A 24425-nucleotide genomic window follows, 5' to 3' on the forward strand; every position below is an offset into this window, starting at 1 on the left:
TGATCTTGAGCTGAGTGCATTGCCGCTGTTCAGCATGTTCCTTCGATTGCTGTGACGTGGTCAGCAGGGACCGATAACACTCGACTGCGGAGAGGCGATGGATCCGCCGCGGCGGGCGAGTTCGCGTCGGAGGTCGAGGTTCTCGCCGTGGGCCTGTTGCAGCGCGTCTCGTAGGGCTTGGACTTCCTGGCGGTGCTGCTTCTTCAGGTGTGTGATCTGGCTGGTCAGCGCGAGGACGAGGGTGCTCTCCGCGGCTTCCGGGGTGGCTGGTGTCGGGATCGGACGGGCCTGGGCTCGCAGGCGTTCGATGCGTCCGCGCAGGTCGGGGTGGCTGTAGAGGAACGCGTGGGAGACACCGGCCTCGCGCTGGACGGCCTGGAAGGTGATCGGCTCTTGGCGCTTGATCAGGGTGCGAATGGCCTGCTCGGCGGCCTTCGTCTTGGCCTGCGACTTCGCTTTCGCGGCGGCGGCCAGTGTCTGGGTGCGCTTGGTGCGGGCGTCGGTCATGGCCGGGTCCTTTGGTGGCGGTCGAGGTCGAGCGTGAGGGAAACCGGGCCGGTGGGGGCGGTGCCGCAGCCAGCGCCCTGGACCGCGCGGCCGGGCTTGTCGCGGATGGTCTCCAGAAGCCGGGCCAGGGCGGCGTGCTCGGCCCGGCGCTGGAGGAGCCAGACGTTCTCCTCGGGCATCGAACGGCCGTGACGTTCCTGGAAGGCGGTGGTGGCGCGGTCGATCAGCGACTCGGTCTCGGTCAGCTGTCGTTCCAGGGCTGGCTGGTGGGAGGCGTCGGTCACGAAGACAGAGCAGGTCAGGCAGGCGTTTCCCTTGTCGCAGGTCTGCAGGGGCGGCAGCAGGCACCAGCCGTGGGGCAGGAAGCGGTCGGCGCGTTCGAACAGGTGCAGGCTGTCGTGGTCCTCGCGGGAGAAGAGCACGCGCGTGCCGTCGGCCCGCAGCTTGGCTGTGGCCAGGAACGCCTGTTCGGCGTGCTCCTGGCGGGCGGCGATGTAGTGCATCGACATTGACGGAGTGGCGTGCCCGGCATAGCGCATCAACACGTGGACGGGCAGGCCGAGTTCGGCGAGCCGGGTCAGCTTGGTGTGGCGGAAGCGGTGGGTGTGGCTCAGGCCGACGGGCTTGCCCTTGCTGTCGGTGATCTTCACGATGCTGCTGAACTCGCGGAGCATCCAGGCGTAGGTGCCCGACGGATAGGGCTTGTCGCCCTGCCGGTTCCCGGTCCGCTGCATGAACAGGTGGCGCGGAGTGATGCCGGGGAACCGCTCGCGGATCCACTGTTGCTGTTCCTCGATGACCGCGACGACCTCGCGGTCGACGAGGATGTTGTCCGGCGCGATATCGATCTTGCTCTGGGCGTAGTGGAAACGGGCGATCGCCTCGCCCTCGGTCGCGTCGATGGTCTTGTCGGGGACGGCGGAGAGGCAGTCGAACAGGCAGGTGCGGATCTCGCTGGCCCGTCGGCCGGTGAGGATCTGCAGCAGGATCATGCGCATGGCCTGCGGGTCGTCGAAGCCCCGAGCACTGACCTGTTGTCCGTCACCGCGGGTGATGGTCATCTGCTCGTCGCGGCCAAGACCGAGCAGGGGCAGCGCGGCGGGGATCTGCGCGAGCGCGTGGTCGTCGACGTAGTGCTCGTCGTTGAGTTCTCGTCGGCCCGGGACGCGGGCGACCTGACGGAACCAGCCGGCCGCGTGCGCGTCGGTGACCTTGGACCAGGGGTGCGGCCCGAGGATCTGGTGGGCCTCGACGGGGTTGGCGGCCACGAACGCGAACAGTTCGGCGACGGCCCGCAGATCGTCGTTGACCTGGCGGACGGAGACCGGGCGCGTGGCGAACCGCTGTTCGGACCGGCGGGTCAGCCGGTTGGCCGGTTCGGCGTCCCAGCGCCGGAAGGCGGCGGCCTGCTGGACGGCGAGTGCGGGATCGGCCAGGACATCCAGTGGATCGGCGGAGGTCTCGGTCAGCCATCGGTCGAGGCGGACCAGGCAGCGCATGCGTTCCTGGCTCACCGTCGACCAGCGCAGGACGCCGGCCTCCAGCTGGGTGCCGAGCGACCACTTCGCGGCCTCCCGCAGCCAGGGGAGGCCGATCTTGGATGGTGAACAGCCGTAGTGGGCCTGCGGTTCGTGTTCTGACAGCGGGATCCGCGGATCGCATCTGGGGTGCCACTCGTCCAGAGCCCACCAGGGACCGTCAGAGCAGCGGGCGAGCAGGGCCAGGCGGGAGAAACGGAAGATCACCCGCAGCCGGGCGACGCTGCCGTGCGGAGGCAGTCGGCCCCAGCGGGTGGCATAGAACCACCGCTGCAGGGCGACGGCCGTCTCCCCGTCCATCGCGCGGATCGAGGGTGGGAAGGGGTGGCCCTGCCGGATCGCCCGCCGCAGGATGTTCGCGAGCTGGTTGGTGCCCAGCACCGAGGACCGGGTGCCGTCGAGGGCTTGCCAGTGGGACATCCATGCCAGTTCGGCGGGGATCGGGTCGGGCAGGCCCCTCAGGTCGATCCTGCGGTCGCCGTTCTCGGTGATCCTGTCCCAGTCCTCGATGCCGTCCCCGATGACCGGTCCCTTCCAGGGCTCTGGCAGCTGCGACCACAGTCGCCAGATCGGGTCCTCGCCGCCGATGGCGTGCAGGCGGCGCTGGTCACCGGCCATCGGTCACCTGCCAGGCGGAGATGTACGACTTCCAGTTCGCCGCGGCTCGCAGGGCCTCGTCCTCTCGGACCCAGCCGTAGAGGTCGAGCGTGGTCTGCACGTGTGCGTGTCCGAGGCGGCGGGAGACCACCCACTCCGGTGTCCCGGCCAGCAGCAGTGCGGTCGCGTGGCTGTGCCGAAACCAGTGCGGCGTCCAGGCGGATGGGCCGATGCCCTTCTTGCGCAGGGCGGCGGTCTTGTCCCGCACCGTTCCTTCCCGCATCGCGGCCAGCAGAGGCGGTCGGGTCAGGTTGACCAGCAGCGGCGAGTCGGTGCCGATCGGCAGGCCCAACTCGGCAGCTCGGCAGGCGAGATGGGTCAGGTAGTCGGCGAAGAGCCGCTCCAGGTCGGCGCCCACATAGACCCGGCGGGGGCGCATCATCTTCACCCTCGCCCCGTTCGGATTGCCCTCGCGCGGGACGATCTCGACATAAGGAGTGCCGCCGCGGCCCATGACGAAGTCACTGATCCGCAGGCCCAGGGCCTCGCCCAGCCGCATCCCGGTCTCCGCCAGCAGCGCGAACAGCAGCCGGTCGCGCAGGTTCCCGGCCCACTCGCCGCTGGACATGTCCGGCCTCGCGCAGCCGTCGAGGATCGCCTGGATCTCAGTGGGCAGGAGCAGGGGCGGCCGTCCGCGGTGCCGGTGGCGGCGGACGCGGACCAGCGAGGACGGGCCCGGCGTGCTGCGGGCGTCCAGGTGCGCGAGCAGGCCGCGGGCCGGGGCCCGGCGTGGGGTCCCGCGCATCAGCCGGCCCGCGACCGGCACTGCGAAGAGCGCCTCCTGCCAGCGGTAGAAGGAGATCAGTGCGGCCAGCCGGGCTTCCAACGTCTCCGGCGAGGGCGCTTCCTCCAGCTCGACCAGGGCGTGCTCGACGGTGCGGCCGTTGCGCAGCCAGGACAGGAACCCGGCAACCGCCGGGACCCCGAGATCACGCCACTTCACGGTCTCGCCGCGCTGTTCGAGGAACGTCCACCACTGGGCCAGCGAGGTCGCATAGCCCCGGACCGTGTTCGGCGACCACAACAGCCGGTGGGCCTCCAGCCACTCCTCGACCGGAGCGACCGTCCGGTACTTCTCGTCGATCACGGTCCACGTCCGCTGCCCGCCCGAGGGCTGGACCGCCAAGCAATGCGCCACTGATGCCGTTCCGTCTCGTTGAAGAACTCCCATTGATAGCGATGCTTCAACGACGCAGAACGCTCACGGTGACGCTCGTCGCAGACATAGAAGAGAGGGGCTCAAGCCCCGTTGATAACCGGCGGGCCCTGCACCACCACGCCGGTATCGCGCTGCAGCCGCTGAAGGACGGAGCGCTGCTGGGCGTTGGTCTTGCCGGGGAAGAGCGGTTCCTCACCGAAGAGGGCGGGGGCCTGCCTCCCGCCCCAGCTCGCCCTGTCCTCGGAATCCAGTGACATCACCAACTGTGCCAGTCCGAGCGGCGCCTGGCGCTCCGACACCACGCTCTCGGCGATGCGGTCGTAGAAGCCCAGCACCGCGTTGCGGTCCCTGGGCCGCATCAGGAGAGCCGGCGCGAACGTCAGCCTGGCGCCCACCTCCGGCCCCGCCGGAGGCCTCCAGTTGGTACTGAACGCCACCGGCCGGGGCAGCACCAGGTCCTGCCACTGCGTAAGACACTCCAGCGCCTCCTCGCTCAACAGGTGGAGGGGCCTCGCGGAGAGCTCCTCATCAAACGCCGCGGAGCGCTCCGGCACCCATCCGTCGTCCGTGTCGAGAAAGTCCCGATCCTCCAGGCGGGCCGCACCGTTGCCCGTAAGGCGTACGGTGATCCGCGCGGTCCGCCGATCCACCTGGGTCTCCACCCGCCGCGAGAGCACGTGCCGGTGAATCACTCCGCCGTTCGGTTCGCTCCAGGTCAGGAGGCCCACCCCGAGGACGAGTTCGTACTGGTCGTCCTGCTGCGCCAACTGCTGATGCCAGTGGTAGACCTTCTCGTAGAGCTCCCGCTGCGACCGCTCCGCCCGCTCGCGTTCGGCCCAGAGGCGCCAGCGCGCGAGCCACGGCCCGTAGGCTCGCAGGACCTCCTCGGCATCCTCCCGTGTAACAGTCGCTTCACCGTCCTGCCAGCGATCGCCGTCGTCAGCTCCCGGCACCCAGGTCCGGTACGGGCCCTCCTCCGCCAGAGGTGGATCCGCGGCATCCGCGTCCTGGCAGAGCCGTTCGTCGATCCATCCTTCGAGTACCGGCGGAACTTCCGGCGCTGCCGCTTGCGGAACATGGTCCAGGATCAGCAGCGGCCGGTCGTCCTCGTCGGACGGCCGGGGCACCCTCGCCGGCAGGTCGGCCAGCCAGAACGGGCTCCAGGAGCGGGTATCCCGAAGCCGCTGATGACTGCTCTGTACGACCTCGCGCAGGAACCCGACCAGCGCAGCAGTCTGGCCGATGACATCGGGATCTCCCGCATGTCGCCGTGGAACGCTCACCGTTCTCCCCTCGGTTGGTGACGAACGTTCCAGGATGGGGGCACCAGCCAGAGTCGGAGGGGGAGAACGGCAATGTGGCTGATTACACACCGTGCGATGACCAATACACACCGAGTCGCGTGGTCAGCCTGATCCCAGAGCCCCACCGCCACGAACAAATATCCGATCTGACGAGGCAGGCGGGTGCTTTCTGGCGACCGTCAGGACACCCGGGCCGCCCAACTACTCCGTCCCCTGCGCCCCTGTGGGTCACGAGGCCCGTAGCGCCGTCGAAGCCGAGGAGGATCAGGGACGTCAGCGCACAGGACGCCGGACAGATCCGGGATGCGAGGCCGGGGCTACCCGGGCAGCTGCCACCACTCCGACGGGCCGGTCCACCCCGGGCAGCCGGCCGTCCGGGGTGGCGGCGAGCGAAAGCCGCAAGGGTGGGACCGGCTCCGCAGCCGAGATCTACGACTCACCCCTGGGGCGGAAGCGCGGCGCCGAGGCGCTGCCGGCCGCATACCGGCCCGGGGGCGGCGGCGTCCGCAGCCGTGCAAGAGGCCGACCCGACCGCGAACCGCACGAAGCGCGGCAGCGCCGGCGGGCGGTCGGTGTGCTACGACGCCGAGCGGTACCTGGGGGGCGAGACGGTGGAGCGCTGCATCAGCAGAACCCGGGCACTGGCAGGGCCCGGCCACGCGCCTAGACAAGAGACCCGACAGCACATGGCGGGGCTTCACCTACGCGGATCGATCACCTGGCTGCGCAGCCTCCATCCCGCCGTGTGATCACGGCGCCGAACAGGCGATTTGGCTTGGCCTCGAGGGCCCGCCGCCGCGCGCGTACGGTGGATGTATGGCCGGACGGGCAGCCGGTGGCAGGCACTTCCGACTGCCACTGCGGGTGACCGCACGCCGCGATGCGGTGTTCTGCTCCCATACAGGAGGGAAAGGCCATGCCCGAGCACAGGATCGGCACGCAGGAGGAGTTCGAGACGGCCCGAGAGGAACTGCTCGCGGAGGAGAAGAAACTCACCCGACGAAGCGACGAGCTCGCGCGGAAGCGGCGGGAGCTTCCCTGGGTGCCGGTCGCGAAGGACTACGGTTTCGAGACCGAGGGCGGCACCAAGTCGCTCGCGGACCTCTTCGGCGGGCGCTCGCAGCTGCTTGTCTACCACTTCATGTTCGGCCCGCCGTACGAGGCCGGATGCCCGGTCTGCTCCTCGATCGCGGACACCCTCAACCCCAACGCGGTCCACCTGAAAGCCCGCGACGTGACGCTGATCTGCTCCTCGCGGGCACCGATCGACAAGCTCCTCGCCTACCGGGAGCGGATGGGCTGGAGCTTCGACTGGGTCTCCACCGCCGGCAGCGACTTCCACCGCGACCTCGGCTTCCAGTACACCGAGGAGGAGCTACGGCCGTTCCTCGAGAGTGACATCCCGCCGACGGTGCGTCAGATGGCGGAGGCCTGCGGCACGGACGTGCCCGGGTACGTCACCGAGGGGCCCGGGCTGAGCGCCTACGCGCTCTCGAACGGGACCGTCTACCGGACGTACGTCACCACCGCGCGCGGCCTTGAGCCTGCCATGGCCTACTACGGCCTCCTCGACCGGACGCCGATGGGCCGGCACGAGGAGGGCGAGGAGACCCACTGGCTGCGCCGCCACGACGAGTACGGGAAAACCTGAGGATTCGACCGACCTGGGCGACGTAGGTCGTCATGGCGGCCGCCACGGGCTGACCGACCGCCAGGACGATGCTCACCGACGCCGCTGTCGACCTCCCAGCCGCCCGCTCCACCACGCCCGTGTGACACCACCTCACCCCGCTCGTTCGAGCGGAAATGTTGCACCGTGTCAGGACCACATGCACGCCCGGTCGGGGCGGACCAACCGCTGGCGATGACCTCTGCACCCCTCGAACACTCTGCCTTCGCCCCTCGCGACGGCCCGCCCCCTTCGAACATGCTCCATCACAAGGCAGCCGATCGGCATCGCACCTGACACGGATCAGTTCCTACTCCGATGGCCAACTACCCTTTCCAGGCCACGCTGGTGGGCCCGCAGCGAGCCGTAGGACTCAGGATGAAGGCGGACCCGTCGGCTCCGGGGAGTTCGCGCGGGGCGAAGCGGGGCCGGTGGGTGTGCACGGCCGTATACGGTCGACGCGGAAGGTCCGCCAGTTCTCGCGGCCGAGGTCCCAGGCCAGCAGCGGCGTAGTCGAAGCGGAGTTCCGCATGGCTGTGAACCGCGGTGCTCAGGTCCGTGCCTGGCTACCGTCCGTCGCGTCATCGTCAGACCTATCGGCCTCCCACTCCCAGCACTGGAAGCCCCACACGTCGCCCTGCAGCGGCCCCGGCGCGCATCCTCAGGCAGCGCTTCACGTCGTGACACGCTCACCCAGAGCAGCAGGTCCGGTCGCCGCTGCCGACCTCGGCAAGTGGGGTGATCCGCCCTCGGTGATACTGGCAGTACGGACGCACCGGTGCCCGCGTTCGGCGAGGCCCCTGAAGATCCCTTCGCAGTGGGCCGTTCGGCATGGGCGGTCCTGGACGACCGTGGCAGGGTCGTCGACTGGAGCGAGCGAGCCGAGGCCCTGCTCGGCTACCGGCCGCGCGAGGCGCTCGGTCGCGCGGCCGCCGAGTTCCTGGTCCACTCCGCCGATCGGGATGCGGTGCTGAACGCGGTCGCCCCACGGGCCACCGGTCCCGGTTCCGCCGGGACGACCGGGTGGCACGGCCGGTCCGGTCGCTCAGCCGGTCCGGTGGCTCGGCCACGCTCGGCGGTGGGAGCCTGGTTCCAGGACCGCCCGCACTCGGCGGCCCGCACCCCCGTCCTTGCTGGGGAGCACGCGATGCCGACGAGGATTCTGCTGGAGGCACGCCCCGGCGCCGGGAAGACGACCGCGATCCGCAGGCTGGCGGCGCTGCTGCGCACCCGGGAGGCGGTCGGCTTCACCACGCAGGAGATCCGTGAGGGCGGCACCCGGGTCGGTTTCGCGCTCGAGACGCTGGCGGGCCGGCGGGCCGTGCTCGCCCATATCGACCTCCCGGGGCCGCCGCAGGTCGGGCGGTACGGCGTGGACCTTGGGGTGATGGAACGCCTGGCGCTACCGTCTCTGGTGTGGAGCCAGTCCGCTCCGGCGACGAGGCGGCTCGTGCTCATCGACGAGCTCGGGCGGATGGAACTGGCCTACCTCCCGTTCCAGGACGCGGTCCGGGACCTGTTCGCGGCCGACGTCGACGTGGTCGCCACCGTGCACGCGCAGCACGGCCCGTTCACCGACGCCCTCAAGCGCCGCGCCGACGTCGAGCTCGTCCGGTTGACCCGGGCGAACCGGGACGACCTCCCGGAGCGCCTCACGGCGCGGTTGGAGAGGCGGTGAGAAGCCGCCGCACGGGTCGGCCGAGCACGGGAGGTGGATGCGATGCCCCGCCGCAGCCGGGCCGGGGCCGCGGTCGTCCGACGACGTGACGACTGGCGCGCCCGGCTCCTGGCCGCCTCCGCCCGTTGGGCGGAGAGCTGCGGCCGGTGCGCCGAGTGGACGCGCCGGGGCGTCGAACGGTGCCGCCGGTGGGCGCGAGAGGGCTCCCGGCGGCCCGGCGAGCTGGCGCCACCGTCGTGGTTCTTCATCGCCCTGCCGTTCGGAATCGCCTGGTACCGGGTCACCGGCGGTGCCGCGCGGGCCTGGTGCCGACTGGCCCACGGGTCGTGCCGGATCCTCGCCTGGACCGTCCACTGGGTGCTCACCGCGCCGGCCTTCGTCCTGTCCTGGCTGCTGCCACCGACCGGGCGGCGGGACGGCGGACCGGGCGGGCAGCCCTGAGCGCGTCCCCTGGGCCTGTGCCGGCCGTGGGGGAAGGCCCGGGTTTTCAGCGGGGGGGCGGAACTGTGCGGGCCGGCCGACTCGTCTTCGTAAGTGCCGGAGTCTCTGATGGCCGGGTGCGCGGAGGTGAACTCGGATGAAGACCTTCGAGCGTGAGCCGGGCTGGTGGAGGTCCCTGCCTCTCGCCCGGCGGATCGCCGCCCTCGCGGTCGGCGGCGGCGCCGTGCTGCTCGCGGCGCTGTTGGCGGTCGTGCTCACCATCGGCGACGGGGGCTCGCCGGCTCGTACGGGCGCGGGCCCGCCGCCCACCCCGGCCAGTCCCGGCAGCACGGGCGCCGTGTCGCCGCTCACCGGGCTCCCGGGGGAGGCGGGCAGGATCATCGCCGTCAAGGTCGACAACGCGGCCGCTGCCCGGCCGCAGACGGGCGTGAACGCGGCCGACGTGGTCTACGCGATCGAGGTCGAGGGCGGCATCTCGCGGTTCCTGGCGATCTACGACTCGAACCACCTTCCCGCCGGCGACCGGATCGGCCCGGTGCGCAGCGCCCGGGAGAGCGATCTGCCGATCCTGCAGCAGTACGGGCGCGTGGACTTCGCCTACTCCGGGGCGCAGACCCGGTTCCTGTCGGTGCTCGCCCAGGCCGATGTGTTCAACTGCTCGCCGCAGCAGGACAATTCGTTCTTCCGCGGGCAGTGGAATGTGCCGCCGTTCAACCAGTACGTGGTGCCGTCCGGGATTCTGCGCCACTTCCCGGACGCGGCGCCGGCCCGCGACGTCGGCTTCCGCTTCGGCGACGCGCCGACCGGGGGTGTGCCGACCGCCTCGTTCACCGCGCGGATGCCCGCGGCCTCGTTCACCTTCACCTGGTCCGCCGCGGAGGGGAGGTACCTGGTGGCGCTGGACGGCAGGCCGGCCATGACGACGGACGCCGGGCAGATGGGTGCGCCGACGATCGTGGTGCAGAAGGTCGCCGAGACCACCTCGCCCCGCAGGCTCGTCGACTCCTCCGGTGAGCTCCTGCCCTTCGCGCCGACGGTCGGCAGCGGCGAGGCGGTGTTCCTGCGGGACGGCATGGCGTACCGGGGCAGCTGGTCGCGGCCCGGCGCCGCCGGCGGCACGGAGTTCAGCTACGCGGGGCAGCGGATGGCGTTCCACCCCGGGCAGGTCTGGGTCGTCCTCGAACCCGCGTGACGCCGGCCGTCGGGCCAGGTCGCGGGCGGCCCCGGCGACAGCCGGCGCCCAGGGTCAGGCCGCGGGCGGGGTCTCGACCGGGGTGAGCAGGACCAAGTCCGCGCCGTTCGGGTCGACGTGGACGGCGAAGCGGCCGACGCCCTCGGCGTCCACGGGGCCCACCTGCTGAAGTTCCTCTACATAGCCGTGATGAGCCTGGACCCGACTGATCAGAGGCGCAAACGCTTGACCATGCGATGGAAGCCCGCACTCCAGGCCTTCGGCATCGCCTTCGGCGGCCGGCACTCCGTCGGCCGCCGGTAACTCACACAACACGAGATACACCAGTCGCTGGGCTCTGTTCCGTAGTCGGTGGTGACGCTGCGTCCTCGGCTGCGATCACGTGGATGGGGGCAACTCTCTTGCGAATGTGGTGTTTTCCGGGTTGTCGGCGCTGGTCGTCGAGGATGTGGCGGATGGCGGTGAGGTGGTCCGGGTGACGGCCCGGACACGGGACGCCGCAGTGTTGTGCCCGGTGTGCGGGGTGCCGACCGCGAAGGTGCACGGATATCACTGGCGGACGGTGGCGGATGTGCCGGTGGACGGCCGTCGTGTGGTGGTCCGGGTGAGAGTGAGACGGCTGGCCTGCTCGGTCCTGGGCTGCCCACGGCAGACGTCCCCCGCACAACCGGTACGCCGCATTCGAACTGCGCCTCCCCCCGCAGCAACCCTGAGCATTGCCCGGCAGCCTGCCGGTCCCGCCCCGGACCGGCGGGCGGGAGTCGGCTCCGCCGCCCGGCCGGTAGCAGGGGCCGGTCACAGCCAGCTGCGGCGCACCGTCGGCCGGGCGGGCGGAGCCTGCTCGCCACGCAGCGCGAGGGCCGCAGTGCGGGTGCGCTCCAGCCAGTCGGACACCTGCCGCAGCGCGGCCCGGTCGAGGTAACGGGTGAGGTCGCGGACGGCCTGGTGGTCGTCGTCGGTGAGAGTGTGGAGCCCGGCGCGGGCCAGGGCGGTGTAGAGGGGGTCAGCGGCGGGGCCGGCGAGGCGGCGGTGCGCGATGTCAGTGGTCTGCCGGGCCTGGTGAGCGGCCTCGGCAGCGCGGTCGGCGACGTCCTGGCGGTGGCGCTGGGCGCACCACCCGCGCTGGAGACCGAGGTCCCGGTCCTGATCGTAGGTCTCGTGCCCGGTGGTGGCGGCCTGGCCGCGAATGCGCTGCCACTCCTGGAGAACGACCCCGGCCCGGACGACGGCACCCTCGTCGCCGGCGTCGGCGTACCGGTCGGCGATCCGCAGCAGGCCGGCCTTCGCACCGGATCTCCGTGGTGCCGCTGTCCGGCGCGGCGGCCGGAGCGTAGCGGCCGACCGGCTGGCGCTGATGCACGAAGTGCCCTGCCAGCTTGTCCCGGCCGGAACCGACGGCGGTCGTCCACCGGGTCGCCGGGGTGTTCAGCCAGGCCGCGACGGCGTCCTTGAGCGTGGAGTAGCGCTCGGCGCCGTCGTGCCACGGGGCGCCGGCCGTGATGTAGACCCGCTCCGTGCCCGGGGCGGCGGTGAGGACCGCGTCCAGGATCTCCCCGGCGTGCGAGCCCCGAGGTGAGCCGCACGACCTGGTCGCGCACCGCGAGATCGCCGCTCGCGGCGTCCAGGAACACCGTCGAGCGGGCCTGCTGGACGAACCGCGGCCGGGTGGAGACCAGGCCGGTCGTCACGGCCTCGAACCGCGCACCCGCCGGACCCTCGGGGACGGTGGGCAGCTCACGCGGCCCGGCCTCGACCGCCGGACGCTGCAGCACAGCAACGGAGCGACCGGAGCGACCGGAGCGACCGGAGCGACCGGAGCGACCGGAGCCGCAACGGGCGCTGTGGGCTGCTCGACGACGGCGGCCAGGTCCCGGGCCTCGCGCGGCACCTCGGTCACCTCGGCGGCCGGGGTACCCGCCGGCGTCCGAGGGCGGGGAACTCAGTGGCGGCGGTCGGCGACGAACTCGGCGAGCGCGACGAGGTCCGCGGTGGCACCGGGGTGCGTGGTCACGGTGCCGAGCGCCGCCACGGCGCGGTCGAGGTCGCGCCGGGCCTGAGCGGCGGTCTGGGTGTCACCGTCGGCCTTCCGGATCAGGGCGGCGGTCTGGTGCAGGGTCCACTCGGCATCCGCGGTCTCCAGGGGGCGGTCCAACAGCTCGGCGATCTCCTGTCCGAGCGCGCCAGCGGACAGTGCGTGGATCAGCGGGAGGGTCTTCTTGCGCCGCCGCAGGTCATTGAAGACGGGCTTGCCCGTCACGCCGGGGTCACCCCAGATCCCCAGCAGGTCGTCCACGGCCTGGAAGGCGGTGCCGAGGTCGCGGCCCATCCGGGTCATGGCGGCCACCGTCGGCGCGGTAGCGCCGGCCAGCAGGGCGCCGAGCCCCGCCGCGCAGCCCAGCAGGGCCCCGGTCTTGCCCGCCGCCATGCTGGTGTACTCGTGGACCGTGACTGCTCGGGGTCCGGTCCACGGCCGCAGTTCGAAGGCGGCGTCGGCCGCCTGTCCGTTGACCAGCTCGACAAGGGTGTCCGCCAGCAGCGCGGTCGCGGCGGTGACGGCGTTCGGGGGCAGGTGGCCGACGTTCTCGGTCAGGGCCGCCAGCGCGAGGGCCAACAGGGCGTCTCCGGCCAGCAGCGCTCGCCCCACCCCGAACGCCTTCCACGCGGTTTCCCGGTGTCTTCGCTGCTCGTCGCCGTCCATGATGTCGTCGTGCAACAGAGAGAACACGTGCACGAGTTCGACGGCCACGGCACCGGCCACGGCCGCCTCGGGCCGACCTCCCACGGCCTCGGCCGTCAGCAGGGCGAGGGCGGGTCGCAGGCCTTTCCCGCCGCCGGCCGCGCGCGGTGTCCCGTCGAGGTCGCACCAGCCGAACGCGTACGCGGCCACGTCGCGAACGTCGCGGTGGAGCCCGTAGACGGTCCTGCGCAGGGCCGGGTCGACCAGTTCCCGGCAGCGTTCCATGGACTCGAGTGCGGTGGGCCGGGTCAGGGCCGTCCGGTGCAGGTGCTCGGTCATGCCGCGTTTCCCGCCCGCCGCCGGCCGGGCTCCGCCGGGTGCTGCGGTGCCGGTCGGGGTATCGGTCGGGGTGTCGGCACCATCGGATACGGGCCTGTGCCGTGGGAGGCCTTCAAAACGGCGGTGTGCGGCGCGGCGCCGGGCACAGGCCGCAGCTTCCAATGGGCGGCGATCGTGGCCAGCGTGAGGGTGGTCTCGGCCCGGCCGAAGACGTCGCCGATGCACGTGCGGCTGCCCGCGCTGAACGGGACCATCGCTCCGCGCGGGACGTCCTTGGCCCGCTCGGGCAGCCAGCGGTCCGGGTCGATGACGGAGGGGTGACCGGTCGGCACGAGCGTGCCGTCCTCCTGCGCCTTCAAGCCCGCGGTGATCGGGTTGCGGAGGAGACGGCCGACCGTCACGGAGTTCCACTGTGCGCCGCGCGTTCCCCGGTAGCCCTCGGAGTTCACCCAGACCGCGGTCTCGATGTTGTTCCGGCCGGCAAGTCTTCGAGTGGCGGCCTGGCGGATCGCCGGTACTTCCGACACACGCAGTTGCTCTCCTGTGTGGTCCTCGAATCCGTAGTGTCCTGGCGGCATACCGTCCCACCTTCCTGTTGTCGATACGTCCTGAGGCCGCCGGTGGCGGCACCTTCACGTGATGTCGCTACGGCCGATCCAAGCGTGCGTGCGACCGTCTCGACGTTGACGGCCGCCTGCAGTTCAAGCAGTTCGCCCACAGCCGACCCGGCGACCGCCGCACGGTGGGTCGCCGCTGCGGGCTCCGGTCCGGAAGCGGCGGGGCCGGTTTGCCGCGGCCCCGACAGTCCCCATCGGGTGGAGCGCCCAAGATCAGTGACGTGCCTTCCAGCCTGGCCGAGGGTCGAGACTCCGCCGGTGTTCCGATCGTCCGCACCCTCTCCGGCTTTCTGCGCGGTGGCGGCGGCCATGCTGCCGAGAAGGGCGTGAGCGCCGCTCGCGGCCATGAGCCCCGTGCTACGAGCGCGGGGCGCAGCGGGCCGGCGGGGCGGGCTCGGTGATGGGCTGCTCGCTACGAGAACTCATGCTTTCTTCCCGTCTGTTGACGCTCCGCCGGGTTCTCCGACGAAGCCGTTTCAAGGCAAACAGTGGAAGATCATCATGACAACCGAAACTCCGAACCTGGACCAAATCTGTCGGTAGCCACCCCTGTAGCCGGTCGACACCGCAGAGCCGGACCTAGACTCACCACCCAGTCCGGAGGATCCCTGACACCAGGCAGTGGTGGCTGGCCCCGGCGGCCGCGTCGACTGGGCGCAGCTGCCCGAGGAGACGGTGTTCGAGGGCGGGCAGCTCGGCCGCCGGGTCGTGGCGCAGCGGGCCGGCTGCCCTGGCCTGGAAGCCGACCAGCAGGATCTGCTCACGGCGATCCGCATCGAGTCGGATTGAGCTGGGGGCCGCGAAGGCCGCGGCGGAGGCGAAGCCCGGGTGTCGCGGGCCGACCCGCCCTCAGCCGGAGCAGCACCGGCGGCGACCGCGGTGCCTCCACCAGCACGGCCTGCACCACGCCGCAACGCCCCCCCCCCCCCCCCCCCCCCGACCAGCAGCCCCCACCCCCGCACCAGGTGGACCGGACGCAGGGACACCCGGCTCCCCGTCCGACGTCGACGCCGGGCAGCACCGGACACCAACTCCCCCTCGGCGTCCGGCAGCAGACCGACAACGCAGCAAGGCCCCGCCAGTACAGGACGACCCGAGAAGGCCATCCCGTACCGGCGGAGCCTCGATGCGCCGGTGACAGGCCGACCCGCACTCCTCACCCTGCGGGCCGAACAGGTCCGGCGAGTCGGCAGGACGCCGGGCGCGGACCGTTCAGACTCCGCGGGTACGTGAACGCAGCCGGTAGGACTCGAGCGCGGCATCGAAGTCATCGCGCGTCAGATCCGGCCACAGAGCGGAGCAGAAGTACAGCTCGCTCTGGAAGCCCTGCCAGGGCATGAAACCGGACAGGCGTTGCGCACCCGAGGTCCGGATCACCAGATCCGGATCGGGCTGCCCGCTCGTGTACAGGTGCCGCGCTATGGCCTGCTCGTCCAGCGCCCCGGCGATCTCCTCGGCCCCGAGACCTCGTGCCGCCAGCTCGGCCACGGATCGGCGGACAGCGTCCAGGAGTTCCTGCCGCCCGCCGTACCCCACGGCCACGTTGACGCGCATCCCCGCGGACTGCGCCGACCGTTCCTTCACCGCTCGCATGGCCCGCGCGGTACGTGGGGGAAGCAGGTCGAACGCGCCGATCGGATTGACGGACCAGCGGTCGGCGTCCGCGAGATGGTTCATCCCGTCCTCGATGACCGCCAGCAGCGGGTCCAGCTGCGCGGCCGGCCGGTCCAGGTTCGCCACCGACAGCGCCCAGAATGTCACGGTCCGGATGCCGTAGTCCTCACACCAGTCGAGAACCTCAAGGATCTTGTTGCCGCCGGCCCGGTGGCCTTCCATGGTGCTCAGGCCGCGCGCCTTCGCCCAGGTCCGATTGCCGTCCACGATGAGGGCCAGGTGCCGCAGCTCGGGCACCTGAGCGGGTGCCTCCGGCTCGCGACGCCGCCGCGACTCCTCGGGCGTGGTGATGGGAGGAAGGCTGGGCGGCACGGGCGTTCCGTCCGCCTCCTGTCCCCTCCGGCCGACGGTGATCGGGTTGCGTAGGAAGCGGCTGACCTCCATGGAGGTCCCCTCCGCGCCGTGTGTCCCCCGGGAGCCTTCGGATTTCATGCAGACCGCGATCCCATCCTTGTTCTGGCAGGTGGACCGCCGGTGCTGCCTGACGGATCGCCGGCGTCCAGGACTCGCACAGCTGCTCTCTCCTGTGTGGTCCTCGAACCCGTGATGCCGTGGCGACAGACCGTCCCACCTGCTTGTCGTCACTCTGTCCTGAGCCTGGCGGCGGCGGCTTCACGCGAGGTCGGCGCCACCCGGTCCCAGCCGGGCACCGCGACCTCGCCGCCGGAGCACAGCCGGCAGCCCGGACCCTCCCGAAGGAACGTTGGGGGACTTGACCCTCCCACCAGGCTGCACCGTCTTCGAGCAGTCCGCCCGGAGTCCTCGCGCCCGGCCCCACCGGGCTTGCCGGTGTTTACGTTGCCCTCAGCCGCCGCGCTTCTCCCCCGCGAATCCAGCGTCAGTTCGACTGGTCGCCGAGGGCAACACCGGCCGGTACCGACCGCAGACGCACGGAACGTCCGTACTGGCGCCCCTGCTCGGGACGCGTACCGGGAGCCGCTCGTCGGCAGAAGTCACTCTGGTGTCCTTTCATCAGGTTGCGCGGGTTCCCTCGAACACGGTTCCCGCACGGGATATTCGGACCTCTCAACCTCAGCAGAACGGCGATCGACGAAGCAACCGAAGCATTTCGCCCGCGCGCGATATTTTCGGCCCGAAGTCTTTCGCGACGCACACCGAGGCAAGGGAGCGGGCATCCGGGTCAACGGCGGCTTCCTGCCGATCTCGCCACCGACGACACCACCGACCGGGTGATCGTGCACGACAACCTGCCGGCCGACGACCGGAACAAGACCGTCCAGACCTGCAACGCCGGGTTCTCCGAGGGCTCCGTCCCCACGTGCTGACCCCACCCGTGCAACCCGAGGCGGCGGCGATGACGGCATGTCGAGCGACGCATCAACCGACTCAAGCAGTGGCGCGGTCTGGGATCACGGAGGTCAGGACAACGATTGCCCACCACAGCCGGTCCGGCTGACGCCACGCGGCGAGAACGTCATCGGGCCGATCCAGCCTCGGCGGACCAGGGCAATTTGGGTCGGACATGCGTTTTTCCCGACCGCTACATCACCCAGGGTCGTGCCGATGGCGACAAGCCGGTCACCAACCCGCAGCGCTTCGCCCGCCCCCTGCTCACCCGCCCCGAGAACCTGCGCGACAAGGACATCGCACTACTGCGGGAACTCACCCCCGGAGATGACCGAACTCTCCCGTCTCACCGGCGAGTTCGCTCAGCTACTGACCCCAGCCGAAGGCAACGACGCCAAGCTTACCGACTGGATCACCACGGTTCGCGCCGCCGACCTGCCCCACCTGCACTCCTTCGCGAACGGCCTCGAACTCGACCGCGCCGCCGTCGACGCCGGCCTCACCCTCCCGTACCACATCGGCCGCACCGAGGGCGTCAACACGCGAACCAAGCGGATCATGAGGCAGATGCACGGCCGAGCCGGGTTCCCCCTGCTCCGCCACCGCATTCTCCTCCAGTGATCACAACACAGCGCTACCACCGATTACGAGCCAGGGCCGGAATCCTGATAGTCCCGGGAGGCCGCCGAGGCCCCTGAGGCAGAGGAGGCAGACCGGCTGGTCAGCCGCAAGCGCGCGACCATGCTGCTGCAGGCGCTCCTCGTACTGACGAACACCGAGGTCCGACGCTGACAGAGCGGAGACCTGAAGAACCGGCGAATCCTCACGGGTCCTACCCGGGATGTTGGACACCGGAGACACTTGGGCCTTGATGGGGCCGGGTGGACGGGAGTCCTGCGCCGATGGTGATGAAGCACTACCCGCCTGAGTTCAGGGCGGACGCGGTCACAGCGGCGCAGCTGCGGCGGGCCGCGCCGTCCGGCTGGCCTCTGGGTCGTTGCCAAGAGGCCGTACGTCCCGCAGCGGCTGGAGGCCGACTACCGCGGACGGGAAGCCCGGTGGGCGGCGACCAGGTCGCGGTACCACCCGTACGACGCCTTCGGCGTCCGCCTCTGCGTAGCGGAGTCGACGTGGTCGAGCTGACGATCGGTGTTCAAGCCGGTCGAGTCCACCCGGAACCGCTGGCGGGCATCGGCGGGGCCCGTCTGGCCGCGCCGGTCCGCTCCGGCGCGATGTTCAAACGGCGCCGTGATCGAACCCACCGGGGGGACGCCACCGCAGTCTGATCACACATCATCGATCCACAGCACTTGACAACTGCTCATGTTCCTGACAGCACTGGCACTGCACCACTCCCACGAACGGCACCGCACTCCCGAAGGGAGGGATCAGCACATGACCAAGCCTGAGTGGACGTTAAGTCCCTTTTCTTTCGGTTCGTGATCGCTCGTTCGTGTGAACGTCGACCGTACTGGCGTGCCAGCCGGGGTTCGGGTGATGTTCTGCGGCGCATGGACAGACGGGCGTATCCGAGCGACTTATCGGACGAGCAGTGGGCGTTGATCGAGCCGATGATCACGGCCTGGAAGCAGGACCGGGTGGCGCGGTCGGCTACCGGGGATCCGGGGTCCTGCGATCTGCGGGAGATCGTGAACGCGATCTTCTACCAGAACCGGACGGGCTGTCAGTGGCGCTACCTGCCCCATGACCTGCCGTCCTGGTCGGCGGTGTTCTACTACTTCGGCCTGTGGCGCCAGGACGGGCTCGACCAGCGGATCCAGGAACTCCTGCGCTGCCAGGTGAGGGAGCGAGCCCGCCGATTAGAGGACCCGTCCCTCGTGATCATCGACACCCAGTCCGTCCGGGCGGCCGCCGGCGTCCCGAAGACCACGACGGGGCTGGACGCGAACAAGAAGGTGTCGGGGCGCAAGCGGGGACTGGCCGTGGACGTCCTGGGGCTGATCATCGGCGTTGTCGTCCTGGCCGCCTCCGCCCACGACAACGCCGCCGGCACCGCCCTGCTCGACCAGGTCGCCGAGCGGTGCGGGATGCGTCTGGAGAAGGCTCTGGTGGACCAGGGCTTCAAGGACGAGGTCGTCATCCACGGCGCTTTGCTGGATATCGACGTCGAGGTCGTCCGCCGCAACCCGGCCGACCAGGGCAAGGGTTTCGTCCCGCAGCCGAAACGGTGGGTGGTGGAGCAGACGAACGGCACCTTGATGCTGCATCGGCGCCTCGCCCGCGAGTACGACCACCGGCCCGACAACTCCGCCTCACGCGTCTACTGGGCCTCCACCGCGAACATGACCCGCCGCCTCACCACACCGGCCCCGGCCTGGCGCGACACCCTCGGACTGGCGGCGTGAACGTCGCCGAACTCCTGGCAGACCTCCAGAGCCGGCAGGACGAGGCCACCGCCCGGGCCGCAGAACTACGCGCCCGGATCGAAGAGCTCGCCGCCGATCTGACCCAGACCGAAGCGCGGCTCACGGACCTGGCCACCACCCGAAAGATCATCATGGAGGTCACGCCGGCAGGAACCGAATCCGAACCGCCCGAGACGAACACCACCTACCAGGCCATCGTGAACGCCTTCAACCAGCACCCCGCCCACGCATTCCGGGCACGCGAGCTGCACGAACTCCTCGGCATGCCCACCGACGAGGCGTCCGTCAACATCACCCGCAGCCGCCTCGGACGCCTCACTCGCCAAGGCTTCCTCACCCAACCCGGACGCGGCCGCTACCAGAAACGGACTTAACGTCCACTGAGGGCGCGGGATACGACTACGACGTCGCCATCAGCGGAGCCAGCCTCGCCGGCAGCGCCGCGGCGATCTTGCTCGCTCGACGCGGCGTCCGCGTCGCACTGCTGGAACGCCGCTCGGACCCCGAAACCTACAAGGTGCTCTGCACCCACTCCCTCACGGCCAACGCCTACCCGGTGCTGGACGAACTCGGTCTCGTCCCCGCTCTCGAGGAGGCGGGAGCCGTCCGCAACGAAGCCCGCTGGTACACCCGGTGGGGATGGATCGAGCCGAAGGCAGCACCGGCGGGCCCCGAGCTGCCCTACGCGTACAACATTCGGCGCAGCATCCTCGACCCGTTGATCAGGTCCCGCGCGGCGCAGACGCCCGGCGTCGATCTGCTCCTCGGTCACCAGGTGACCGGGCTGGTCGGGGAAGCCGGGCGAACCGTGGGGGTACGCGCGTCGACACCCCAGGGCGAGCGCGAGATCCGGGCCCGTCTGGTGGTCGGCGCCGATGGCAAGGACTCGGCCGTGGCGAAGTTCGCCGGGGTGCCGGCTCGGCTGTACGAGAACGCGCGGTTCGCCTATCTCGCGCACTTCCGCAACCTTCCGTTGCACGGCGGGATCGGTCACACCTGGTTCCTCGAGCCCGACATGGCGTACGCGTTTCCCAACGACGACGGGGTGACGGTCATCGCGGTGCTCCCGGACAAGGAACGGCTGCCGGCCTTCCGGGAAGACCTGGAGGGCAGCTTCCTCGAGTTCGTCCGTTCCCTGCCCGAGGCGCCGCCCATCGACTCCGCGGAGCGCATCACGAAGATCATCGGCACTGTCAACTACCCGTTTCACAGCCGCAAACCGACCGCGCCAGGCGTCGCGTTGATCGGCGACGCCGCCCTGACCGGCGACCCCCTGTGGGGAGTGGGATGCGGGTGGGCCCTGCAGTCCGCACAATGGCTGACAGAGGCGGTCGCCACGGCCGCAACGGGTCGGGGCGACCTCAACAGGTCACTCGCGGTGTACGCACGCAGGCACCGACGCCGGCTGCGCGGTCACCAGTACCTGGCCGCCGACTTCGCCAAGGCCCGTCCGTTCAACCCCTTGGAGCGGCTGATGTACTCGGCGGCAGCACGCGATCAAGCGGTGGCGCGGCACATGCATCTCTTTGCATCCCGCCTGATCGGTCCGCTGCGCTTCCTGAACCCCGTGGCGCTGGCCAGGGCTTCAGCCGTCAACATCAAACACCGCGGGGCGGCTGGGCCACCCGCGCACGTGTCACGCACGCGGTCATGACAGGCTCGCCTCCCACTTCACACGGTCCTGGCAGCTTCCGCAGAATGGAGCACTGGACCCCTCTGGGGACCTCTGGAGGAGAGACGGAGCCGACTTGCCGGCCGCCAATGCCGTGTCGAGTGCCGCCACTGGGCCGGCGACCACGACACCGGGTGTACGCAGCTGCGTCACCTCCGCTTCCAGCTCGGCGACACGGGCCTCGAGTCGCTGCACGTCTCGCGCTGCGTCCTTGTATCCCTCCTTGTTGCGCCTGGCGACGTGTGTGAGGGTGTCCACCCGGTCCGCGAAGACGTCGCGTTCGGCGGCGATCGACTGCACGACCTGGCCGGCGATGACCGCCGCAATCCAGTCGACCCATTCGTTGATGCGCTCGGTGCCCGGGTTGCCGATCAGTTCGGCATCCTGCAGGCCGTTGAGCATGGCTGGGCGGATGGCGTCGGCGATGCGCTGCTGCGGGCCGGGCTGCTCGGTCACAGCTGCTCCTCGATCACGATTCTGATGGCTTCGCCGACTGCTTCGGTGCGGATGGTGTCGGGGAAGCGATCTTCCCATGCGCCGGCTCTCTGTTGATGCATGCGAGCTTGCGACTGTGCAGTCGACGCTCTTCCTTGACCGCCCAATGGCGTACCCACGTGGTGGCCGACGATCTCTTCCAGCAATTCCCCAAGGTCAAAGTCCTTCTCGACGACGGCTGCTTGGGCCTCCGAAGGGACCATCCCGGCAAGACGATCACACCGCCGAGAAAGCCGAACAAGACAGCCGAATCGCTGGTGGAACCCCTCAGCCCGTCGAACACTCTGTCACCCCACTGACCCGCAGGCCTCAGGGCGGGCGGACCACTGCGCGCCGCACGTCCCGGAGCAGGGGTCGGCCGCTGCCGGCCGGGATCGATCTGGTCCGCCGGGCGGACGTCCCCGGTCGGCGGCCGCATCAAGGTATCCCCGTCGTCGCCCGGTTGAACCAGTGCAGTTCGCCGAGGGTGTCGATGAGGTGGGTCGGGGTGGCCGCCGGGAATCCGGTCGATCCGGTGGGCGCGCGGTCGTCGGGCTACGGCCGACGCGGTGTGTCCGGCGGCTCCGTGGTCGAGGCCGTGGCCTGCGTCGAAGCGGCGACATCGACGGAGACGGGTGCGTGCCAGCGGAACAGCCAGGACATGGGGGCGAGAGCCACACCCTCCGGCACCGCGCGGGTACCGACGTCGCGCAGGGTCGCGCGCCACCGGGAGTTGGGCATGTTGTTGTGGGTCATCTGGCGCGACATCCACGACACCGCCCGCACCCGTCGCCGCCGCGCCTTCGAATAGGCTCGCAGATCGGGCGCGTGGGCCGCGAGTGTCACCGCGTCCTCGAGGGCCATGGCGGCACCCTGTCCGAGTTCCGGGCGCATCGCGTGCGCCGAGTCGCCCACCAATGCGACCTTCCCGACAGCAAGCGTTCTCGGCACCGGCACTTCGAGGAACTCGTCGCGCAGAATCCGTGCCGGATCGGCCGCGGCGAGGACCTCGGGCACCGGCGACACCCATTCGGCGAAATGGTCGAGACCGTCGAAGCCGGGGTGGGCGGCCGCGAAGAAGTAGGTGCGCCCACCCGGCATCGGCAGCACGCCGAATTCCGCGTGCACTCCGACGATGCCACCGGCGAACTCGGGCACAGGGGTGTCGAGCACGCCACGCCAGGCGGTGATCCCGGTGCGACGTACGGCGGTGTCGCCCGGCCACAGACGCTGCCGGATCGCGCTGTGCACTCCGTCGGCACCCACGATCAGATCGTGGCGCACCGTCTCGCCGCCGACGCGCAGGGTACCGTCAGGGGCGACCTCGTCGACCGAGCTGCCCGGCCGCAGGCAGTCGCCCGGAAGTGCTTGCGCGAGAAGGGAGATGAGGTCCGCGCGGTGCAGCACCACGAATCCACCCGCGAGCGGTTTCGCCCAGCGCGTGAACAGGACCTGCCCGGCGGCGTTCCGGACCTCACCGGGACCCTCGCCAACCCCTGCGGCTCGAACAGCGGCACCCACGCCGAGCGCGTCCAACGCAGTGATCGCGTTGGGGAACAGGGAGATTCCCGCGCCCACTTCGGTGAACTCCGGTGCCCGCTCGTAGACGGTCACCTGCCATCCGGCCTTGCGCAGCGCGATCGCGGAAGCGAGGCCGCCGATCCCGCCGCCCACGATCCCGGCACTGCGAACTTGCGACATGGAACGCGACATGTTCTGCCCCCTTCCGGATCCCGGCTTACCCGAAGCCGTTGTTACTCGACAGTAACAACGGCTCGGTGGGGTTGCCCAGAGCCGGCATCAGCCACTGGGCGAGGAAGGCATCTCGGACGCACTCCTCCTACGAGGCCGCCCGATTGAATGCATCGTCGGCGCTGCTGCTCGGGGAGGCCTGGTACACCACCGGTTGCTGATCCGGGGTGTTGACGGTGAACGTCTCATAGCGCAGATCGAGGTCGCCGATCTGCGGGTGGCGGGGCCGCTTCGATCCGTCGCACACGTCCCGCAGCGGGGGCGGTCGACACCGACGTGTACCTCCTGCCGCACCGCAGGGATGCCGGGTGAGCGCCACCACCCGTTCGGGCTGTGGCTACGCTCGGTCTCCCAGCAGTACCCGACCAATGACATCGTCCGCACCGCCGTCGCTGCCCGGCGGCAGACGGCATGTGAAGCGGCACAGGGATCGACCATGACTTCCTCCCCTTTCGCCGACCCGGCGTTCTACGCCGACCGCTACCCCACCTACGCCGCCCTGCGCGCGGCGACCGACCTGTTCGCCACCGGCGACCACCGGCGGATCGACGCCGCGTCCCACGCCGTGGCCGGCTACATGTCGGAGCTGATCAGCAGCAAGCGCACGCGCCCGGACCGCTCGCTGCTCTCCGACCTGATCGCAGTCCACGACGAGGACGCCGACCGGCTCAGCGAGGACGAGCTGCTCTCCCTGGCCGTGTTGCTGCTGGTCGCCGGCCACGAGACCACCACCGCGGCGATCGGCAACGCCGTGCTGGCGCTGCTCCGGCACCCCGCCGAGCTGGAGCACCTGCGCACAAGCCCACACGGCATCCGGACCGCCGTCGACGAGCTCCTCCGGTACGACTCCCCGGTCAGCATTGCCACGTGGCGGTGGGCACCCGACGAGGTGGATCTCAGCGGTACCCCGGTGCCCGCCGGCAGCCCGGTCTTCGTGTGCCCGGGCGCAGCCAACCGCGACCCCGGGAGGTTCCCCGACCCCGACCGGCTCGACCTCGGCCGCGCGAACGCCGCCAGCCATCTGGCCTTTGGCCACGGGATCCACCGCTGGCTCACGCGGAGGTCGAGATCGTGCTCGGCGTCCTCCTCGAGCGCTTCCCCCGTATGCACCTGACGGCCCTTGCCGACCGGCTCGTCCGGCGGCAGTCCCGGCTGGTCCGCGGCGTCGTCGCCCTGCCGGTGAGCCATTAGGCGCTTGCGGAGGGGGGTCGGGATCCTCCCCGCCCGCACCGCAAGCCCCAACTCTCGTGCACAGCACCGGTCCCCGGCCCCGGTACTCCAGCCGGACGTCGACATTCTGCCTGCTGGAGTACCGGTGCCGCGCCGCGCCAGTCCGTCGTCGGCGGAGGCCGGGGGCGTTCCGGAGGCGGGTCGGCGACG

At 70.6% G+C, this 24425-nt stretch carries 19 protein-coding genes and 5 pseudogenes; 12 read left to right on the top strand and 12 right to left on the bottom strand.

What is annotated here, in order from left to right; translation table 11 throughout:
• Positions 1-60 precede the first annotated feature (60 nt).
• From OG871_RS05380 to OG871_RS05395, 4 genes are all read right to left on the bottom strand, one after another.
• Complete coding sequence (locus tag OG871_RS05380) at positions 61-507, bottom strand: DUF6262 family protein (RefSeq protein ID WP_371494551.1); 447 nt, start codon at positions 505-507, stop codon at positions 61-63.
• Positions 504-2663 (bottom strand): tyrosine-type recombinase/integrase, encoded by a 2160-nt coding sequence (locus OG871_RS05385; protein ID WP_371494553.1) that lies wholly within the window; start codon positions 2661-2663, stop codon positions 504-506. Before OG871_RS05385 ends, OG871_RS05380 begins: the two co-directional genes overlap by 4 nt.
• Entirely contained in the window at positions 2653-3789 is a 1137-nt protein-coding gene (locus OG871_RS05390) for a tyrosine-type recombinase/integrase (protein WP_371494555.1), read from the bottom strand. Before OG871_RS05390 ends, OG871_RS05385 begins: the two co-directional genes overlap by 11 nt.
• Positions 3790-3941: 152 nt before the next feature.
• A complete protein-coding gene (locus OG871_RS05395; RefSeq protein ID WP_371494557.1) occupies positions 3942-5144 on the bottom strand; it encodes a hypothetical protein in 1203 nt (400 codons plus the stop codon).
• A gap of 937 nt (positions 5145-6081) precedes the next feature.
• Here OG871_RS05395 and OG871_RS05400 point away from each other — a divergent pair.
• Positions 6082-6816 (top strand): DUF899 domain-containing protein, encoded by a 735-nt coding sequence (locus OG871_RS05400; RefSeq protein WP_371494558.1) that lies wholly within the window; start codon positions 6082-6084, stop codon positions 6814-6816.
• Between the two features lie 395 nt (positions 6817-7211).
• Here OG871_RS05400 and OG871_RS05405 read toward each other — a convergent pair.
• A pseudogene (locus OG871_RS05405) lies at positions 7212-7339 on the bottom strand (WYL domain-containing protein); the annotation flags it as partial.
• A 312-nt stretch (positions 7340-7651) separates the two neighbouring features.
• On the opposite strand from OG871_RS05405, the pseudogene OG871_RS05410 reads away from it, so the two are divergent.
• The 5 genes and pseudogenes from OG871_RS05410 to OG871_RS05430 all read left to right on the top strand — a co-directional run.
• Positions 7652-7801, top strand: a pseudogene (locus tag OG871_RS05410) (PAS domain-containing protein); the annotation flags it as partial.
• A gap of 180 nt (positions 7802-7981) precedes the next feature.
• Positions 7982-8512 carry a nucleoside-triphosphatase gene (locus OG871_RS05415; RefSeq protein ID WP_371503218.1) on the top strand — a complete coding sequence of 177 codons (531 nt, stop codon included), beginning with the start codon at positions 7982-7984 and terminating at the stop codon, positions 8510-8512.
• A 42-nt stretch (positions 8513-8554) separates the two neighbouring features.
• Positions 8555-8953 (top strand): hypothetical protein, encoded by a 399-nt coding sequence (locus tag OG871_RS05420; RefSeq protein WP_371494560.1) that lies wholly within the window; start codon positions 8555-8557, stop codon positions 8951-8953.
• A gap of 136 nt (positions 8954-9089) precedes the next feature.
• Positions 9090-10145 (top strand): DUF3048 domain-containing protein, encoded by a 1056-nt coding sequence (locus tag OG871_RS05425; RefSeq protein ID WP_371494562.1) that lies wholly within the window; start codon positions 9090-9092, stop codon positions 10143-10145.
• A 412-nt stretch (positions 10146-10557) separates the two neighbouring features.
• Positions 10558-10800: pseudogene (locus OG871_RS05430) on the top strand (transposase family protein); the annotation flags it as partial.
• A gap of 1284 nt (positions 10801-12084) precedes the next feature.
• Here the strand turns inward: OG871_RS05430 and OG871_RS05435 are convergent.
• Both OG871_RS05435 and OG871_RS05440 read right to left on the bottom strand, forming a co-directional pair.
• Positions 12085-13161 carry a polyprenyl synthetase family protein gene (locus tag OG871_RS05435; RefSeq protein WP_371494564.1) on the bottom strand — a complete coding sequence of 359 codons (1077 nt, stop codon included), beginning with the start codon at positions 13159-13161 and terminating at the stop codon, positions 12085-12087.
• The gene (locus OG871_RS05440; RefSeq protein WP_371494566.1) at positions 13158-13688 is read right to left on the bottom strand and encodes a cytochrome P450; all 531 of its coding nucleotides are present in this window, start codon (positions 13686-13688) and stop codon (positions 13158-13160) included. The genes OG871_RS05435 and OG871_RS05440 overlap by 4 nt, the downstream gene beginning before the upstream one ends.
• 714 nt (positions 13689-14402) lie before the next feature.
• Between OG871_RS05440 and OG871_RS05445 the strand changes: the two genes are divergently transcribed.
• Complete coding sequence (locus OG871_RS05445) at positions 14403-14567, top strand: hypothetical protein (RefSeq protein WP_371494568.1); 165 nt, start codon at positions 14403-14405, stop codon at positions 14565-14567.
• Between the two features lie 423 nt (positions 14568-14990).
• On the opposite strand, the gene uppS is transcribed toward OG871_RS05445, so the two are convergent.
• Positions 14991-15836, bottom strand: coding sequence for a polyprenyl diphosphate synthase (uppS, locus tag OG871_RS05450; RefSeq protein ID WP_371494570.1), 846 nt, complete (start codon positions 15834-15836; stop codon positions 14991-14993).
• Between the two features lie 1115 nt (positions 15837-16951).
• Between uppS and OG871_RS05455 the strand changes: the two are divergent.
• The 4 genes and pseudogenes from OG871_RS05455 to OG871_RS05470 form a co-directional block, all read left to right on the top strand.
• Positions 16952-17381: pseudogene (locus OG871_RS05455) on the top strand (transposase); the annotation flags it as partial.
• Between the two features lie 890 nt (positions 17382-18271).
• Positions 18272-19126: an IS5 family transposase gene (locus OG871_RS05460; RefSeq protein WP_371493834.1), complete on the top strand. Its 855-nt coding sequence runs from the start codon at positions 18272-18274 to the stop codon at positions 19124-19126.
• Entirely contained in the window at positions 19123-19521 is a 399-nt protein-coding gene (locus OG871_RS05465) for a hypothetical protein (protein WP_371494538.1), read from the top strand. Before OG871_RS05460 ends, OG871_RS05465 begins: the two co-directional genes overlap by 4 nt.
• 35 nt (positions 19522-19556) lie before the next feature.
• Positions 19557-20801: pseudogene (locus OG871_RS05470) on the top strand (NAD(P)/FAD-dependent oxidoreductase); the annotation flags it as partial.
• Here the strand turns inward: OG871_RS05470 and OG871_RS05475 are convergent.
• The 4 genes from OG871_RS05475 to OG871_RS05490 form a co-directional block, all read right to left on the bottom strand.
• Positions 20796-21275: a hypothetical protein gene (locus OG871_RS05475; protein ID WP_371494572.1), complete on the bottom strand. Its 480-nt coding sequence runs from the start codon at positions 21273-21275 to the stop codon at positions 20796-20798. The pseudogene OG871_RS05470 and the gene OG871_RS05475 overlap by 6 nt on opposite strands.
• Positions 21272-21517: a hypothetical protein gene (locus tag OG871_RS05480; protein ID WP_371494574.1), complete on the bottom strand. Its 246-nt coding sequence runs from the start codon at positions 21515-21517 to the stop codon at positions 21272-21274. Before OG871_RS05480 ends, OG871_RS05475 begins: the two co-directional genes overlap by 4 nt.
• 331 nt (positions 21518-21848) lie before the next feature.
• Positions 21849-23006, bottom strand: a complete 1158-nt coding sequence (locus OG871_RS05485; RefSeq protein ID WP_371494575.1) for an FAD-dependent monooxygenase — start codon at positions 23004-23006, stop codon at positions 21849-21851.
• Positions 23007-23133: 127 nt separating this feature from the next.
• On the bottom strand, positions 23134-23367 hold the full coding sequence (locus OG871_RS05490) for a hypothetical protein (protein WP_371494577.1): 234 nt from the start codon (positions 23365-23367) through the stop codon (positions 23134-23136).
• A gap of 114 nt (positions 23368-23481) precedes the next feature.
• Between OG871_RS05490 and OG871_RS05495 the strand changes: the two genes are divergently transcribed.
• Complete coding sequence (locus tag OG871_RS05495) at positions 23482-24159, top strand: cytochrome P450 (protein ID WP_371494579.1); 678 nt, start codon at positions 23482-23484, stop codon at positions 24157-24159.
• Positions 24160-24425 lie beyond the last annotated feature (266 nt).

Origin of the sequence: Kitasatospora sp. NBC_00374 (assembly GCF_041434935.1) — a bacterium.
Classification (GTDB): domain Bacteria; phylum Actinomycetota; class Actinomycetes; order Streptomycetales; family Streptomycetaceae; genus Kitasatospora.

What these genes read in the sequence shown, in the direction of transcription:
- OG871_RS05380 (WP_371494551.1), bottom strand. Translation starts at nt 507, where the DNA reads ATGACCGACGCCCGCACCAAGCGCACCCAGACACTGGCCGCCGCCGCG.
- OG871_RS05385 (WP_371494553.1), bottom strand. Translation starts at nt 2,663, where the DNA reads ATGGCCGGTGACCAGCGCCGCCTGCACGCCATCGGCGGCGAGGACCCG.
- OG871_RS05400 (WP_371494558.1), top strand. Translation starts at nt 6,082, where the DNA reads ATGCCCGAGCACAGGATCGGCACGCAGGAGGAGTTCGAGACGGCCCGA.
- OG871_RS05415 (WP_371503218.1), top strand. Translation starts at nt 7,982, where the DNA reads ATGCCGACGAGGATTCTGCTGGAGGCACGCCCCGGCGCCGGGAAGACG.
- OG871_RS05420 (WP_371494560.1), top strand. Translation starts at nt 8,555, where the DNA reads ATGCCCCGCCGCAGCCGGGCCGGGGCCGCGGTCGTCCGACGACGTGAC.
- OG871_RS05425 (WP_371494562.1), top strand. Translation starts at nt 9,090, where the DNA reads ATGAAGACCTTCGAGCGTGAGCCGGGCTGGTGGAGGTCCCTGCCTCTC.
- OG871_RS05435 (WP_371494564.1), bottom strand. Translation starts at nt 13,161, where the DNA reads ATGACCGAGCACCTGCACCGGACGGCCCTGACCCGGCCCACCGCACTC.
- uppS (WP_371494570.1), bottom strand. Translation starts at nt 15,836, where the DNA reads ATGGAGGTCAGCCGCTTCCTACGCAACCCGATCACCGTCGGCCGGAGG.
- OG871_RS05460 (WP_371493834.1), top strand. Translation starts at nt 18,272, where the DNA reads ATGGACAGACGGGCGTATCCGAGCGACTTATCGGACGAGCAGTGGGCG.
- OG871_RS05480 (WP_371494574.1), bottom strand. Translation starts at nt 21,517, where the DNA reads ATGGTCCCTTCGGAGGCCCAAGCAGCCGTCGTCGAGAAGGACTTTGAC.
- OG871_RS05485 (WP_371494575.1), bottom strand. Translation starts at nt 23,006, where the DNA reads ATGTCGCGTTCCATGTCGCAAGTTCGCAGTGCCGGGATCGTGGGCGGC.
- OG871_RS05495 (WP_371494579.1), top strand. Translation starts at nt 23,482, where the DNA reads ATGACTTCCTCCCCTTTCGCCGACCCGGCGTTCTACGCCGACCGCTAC.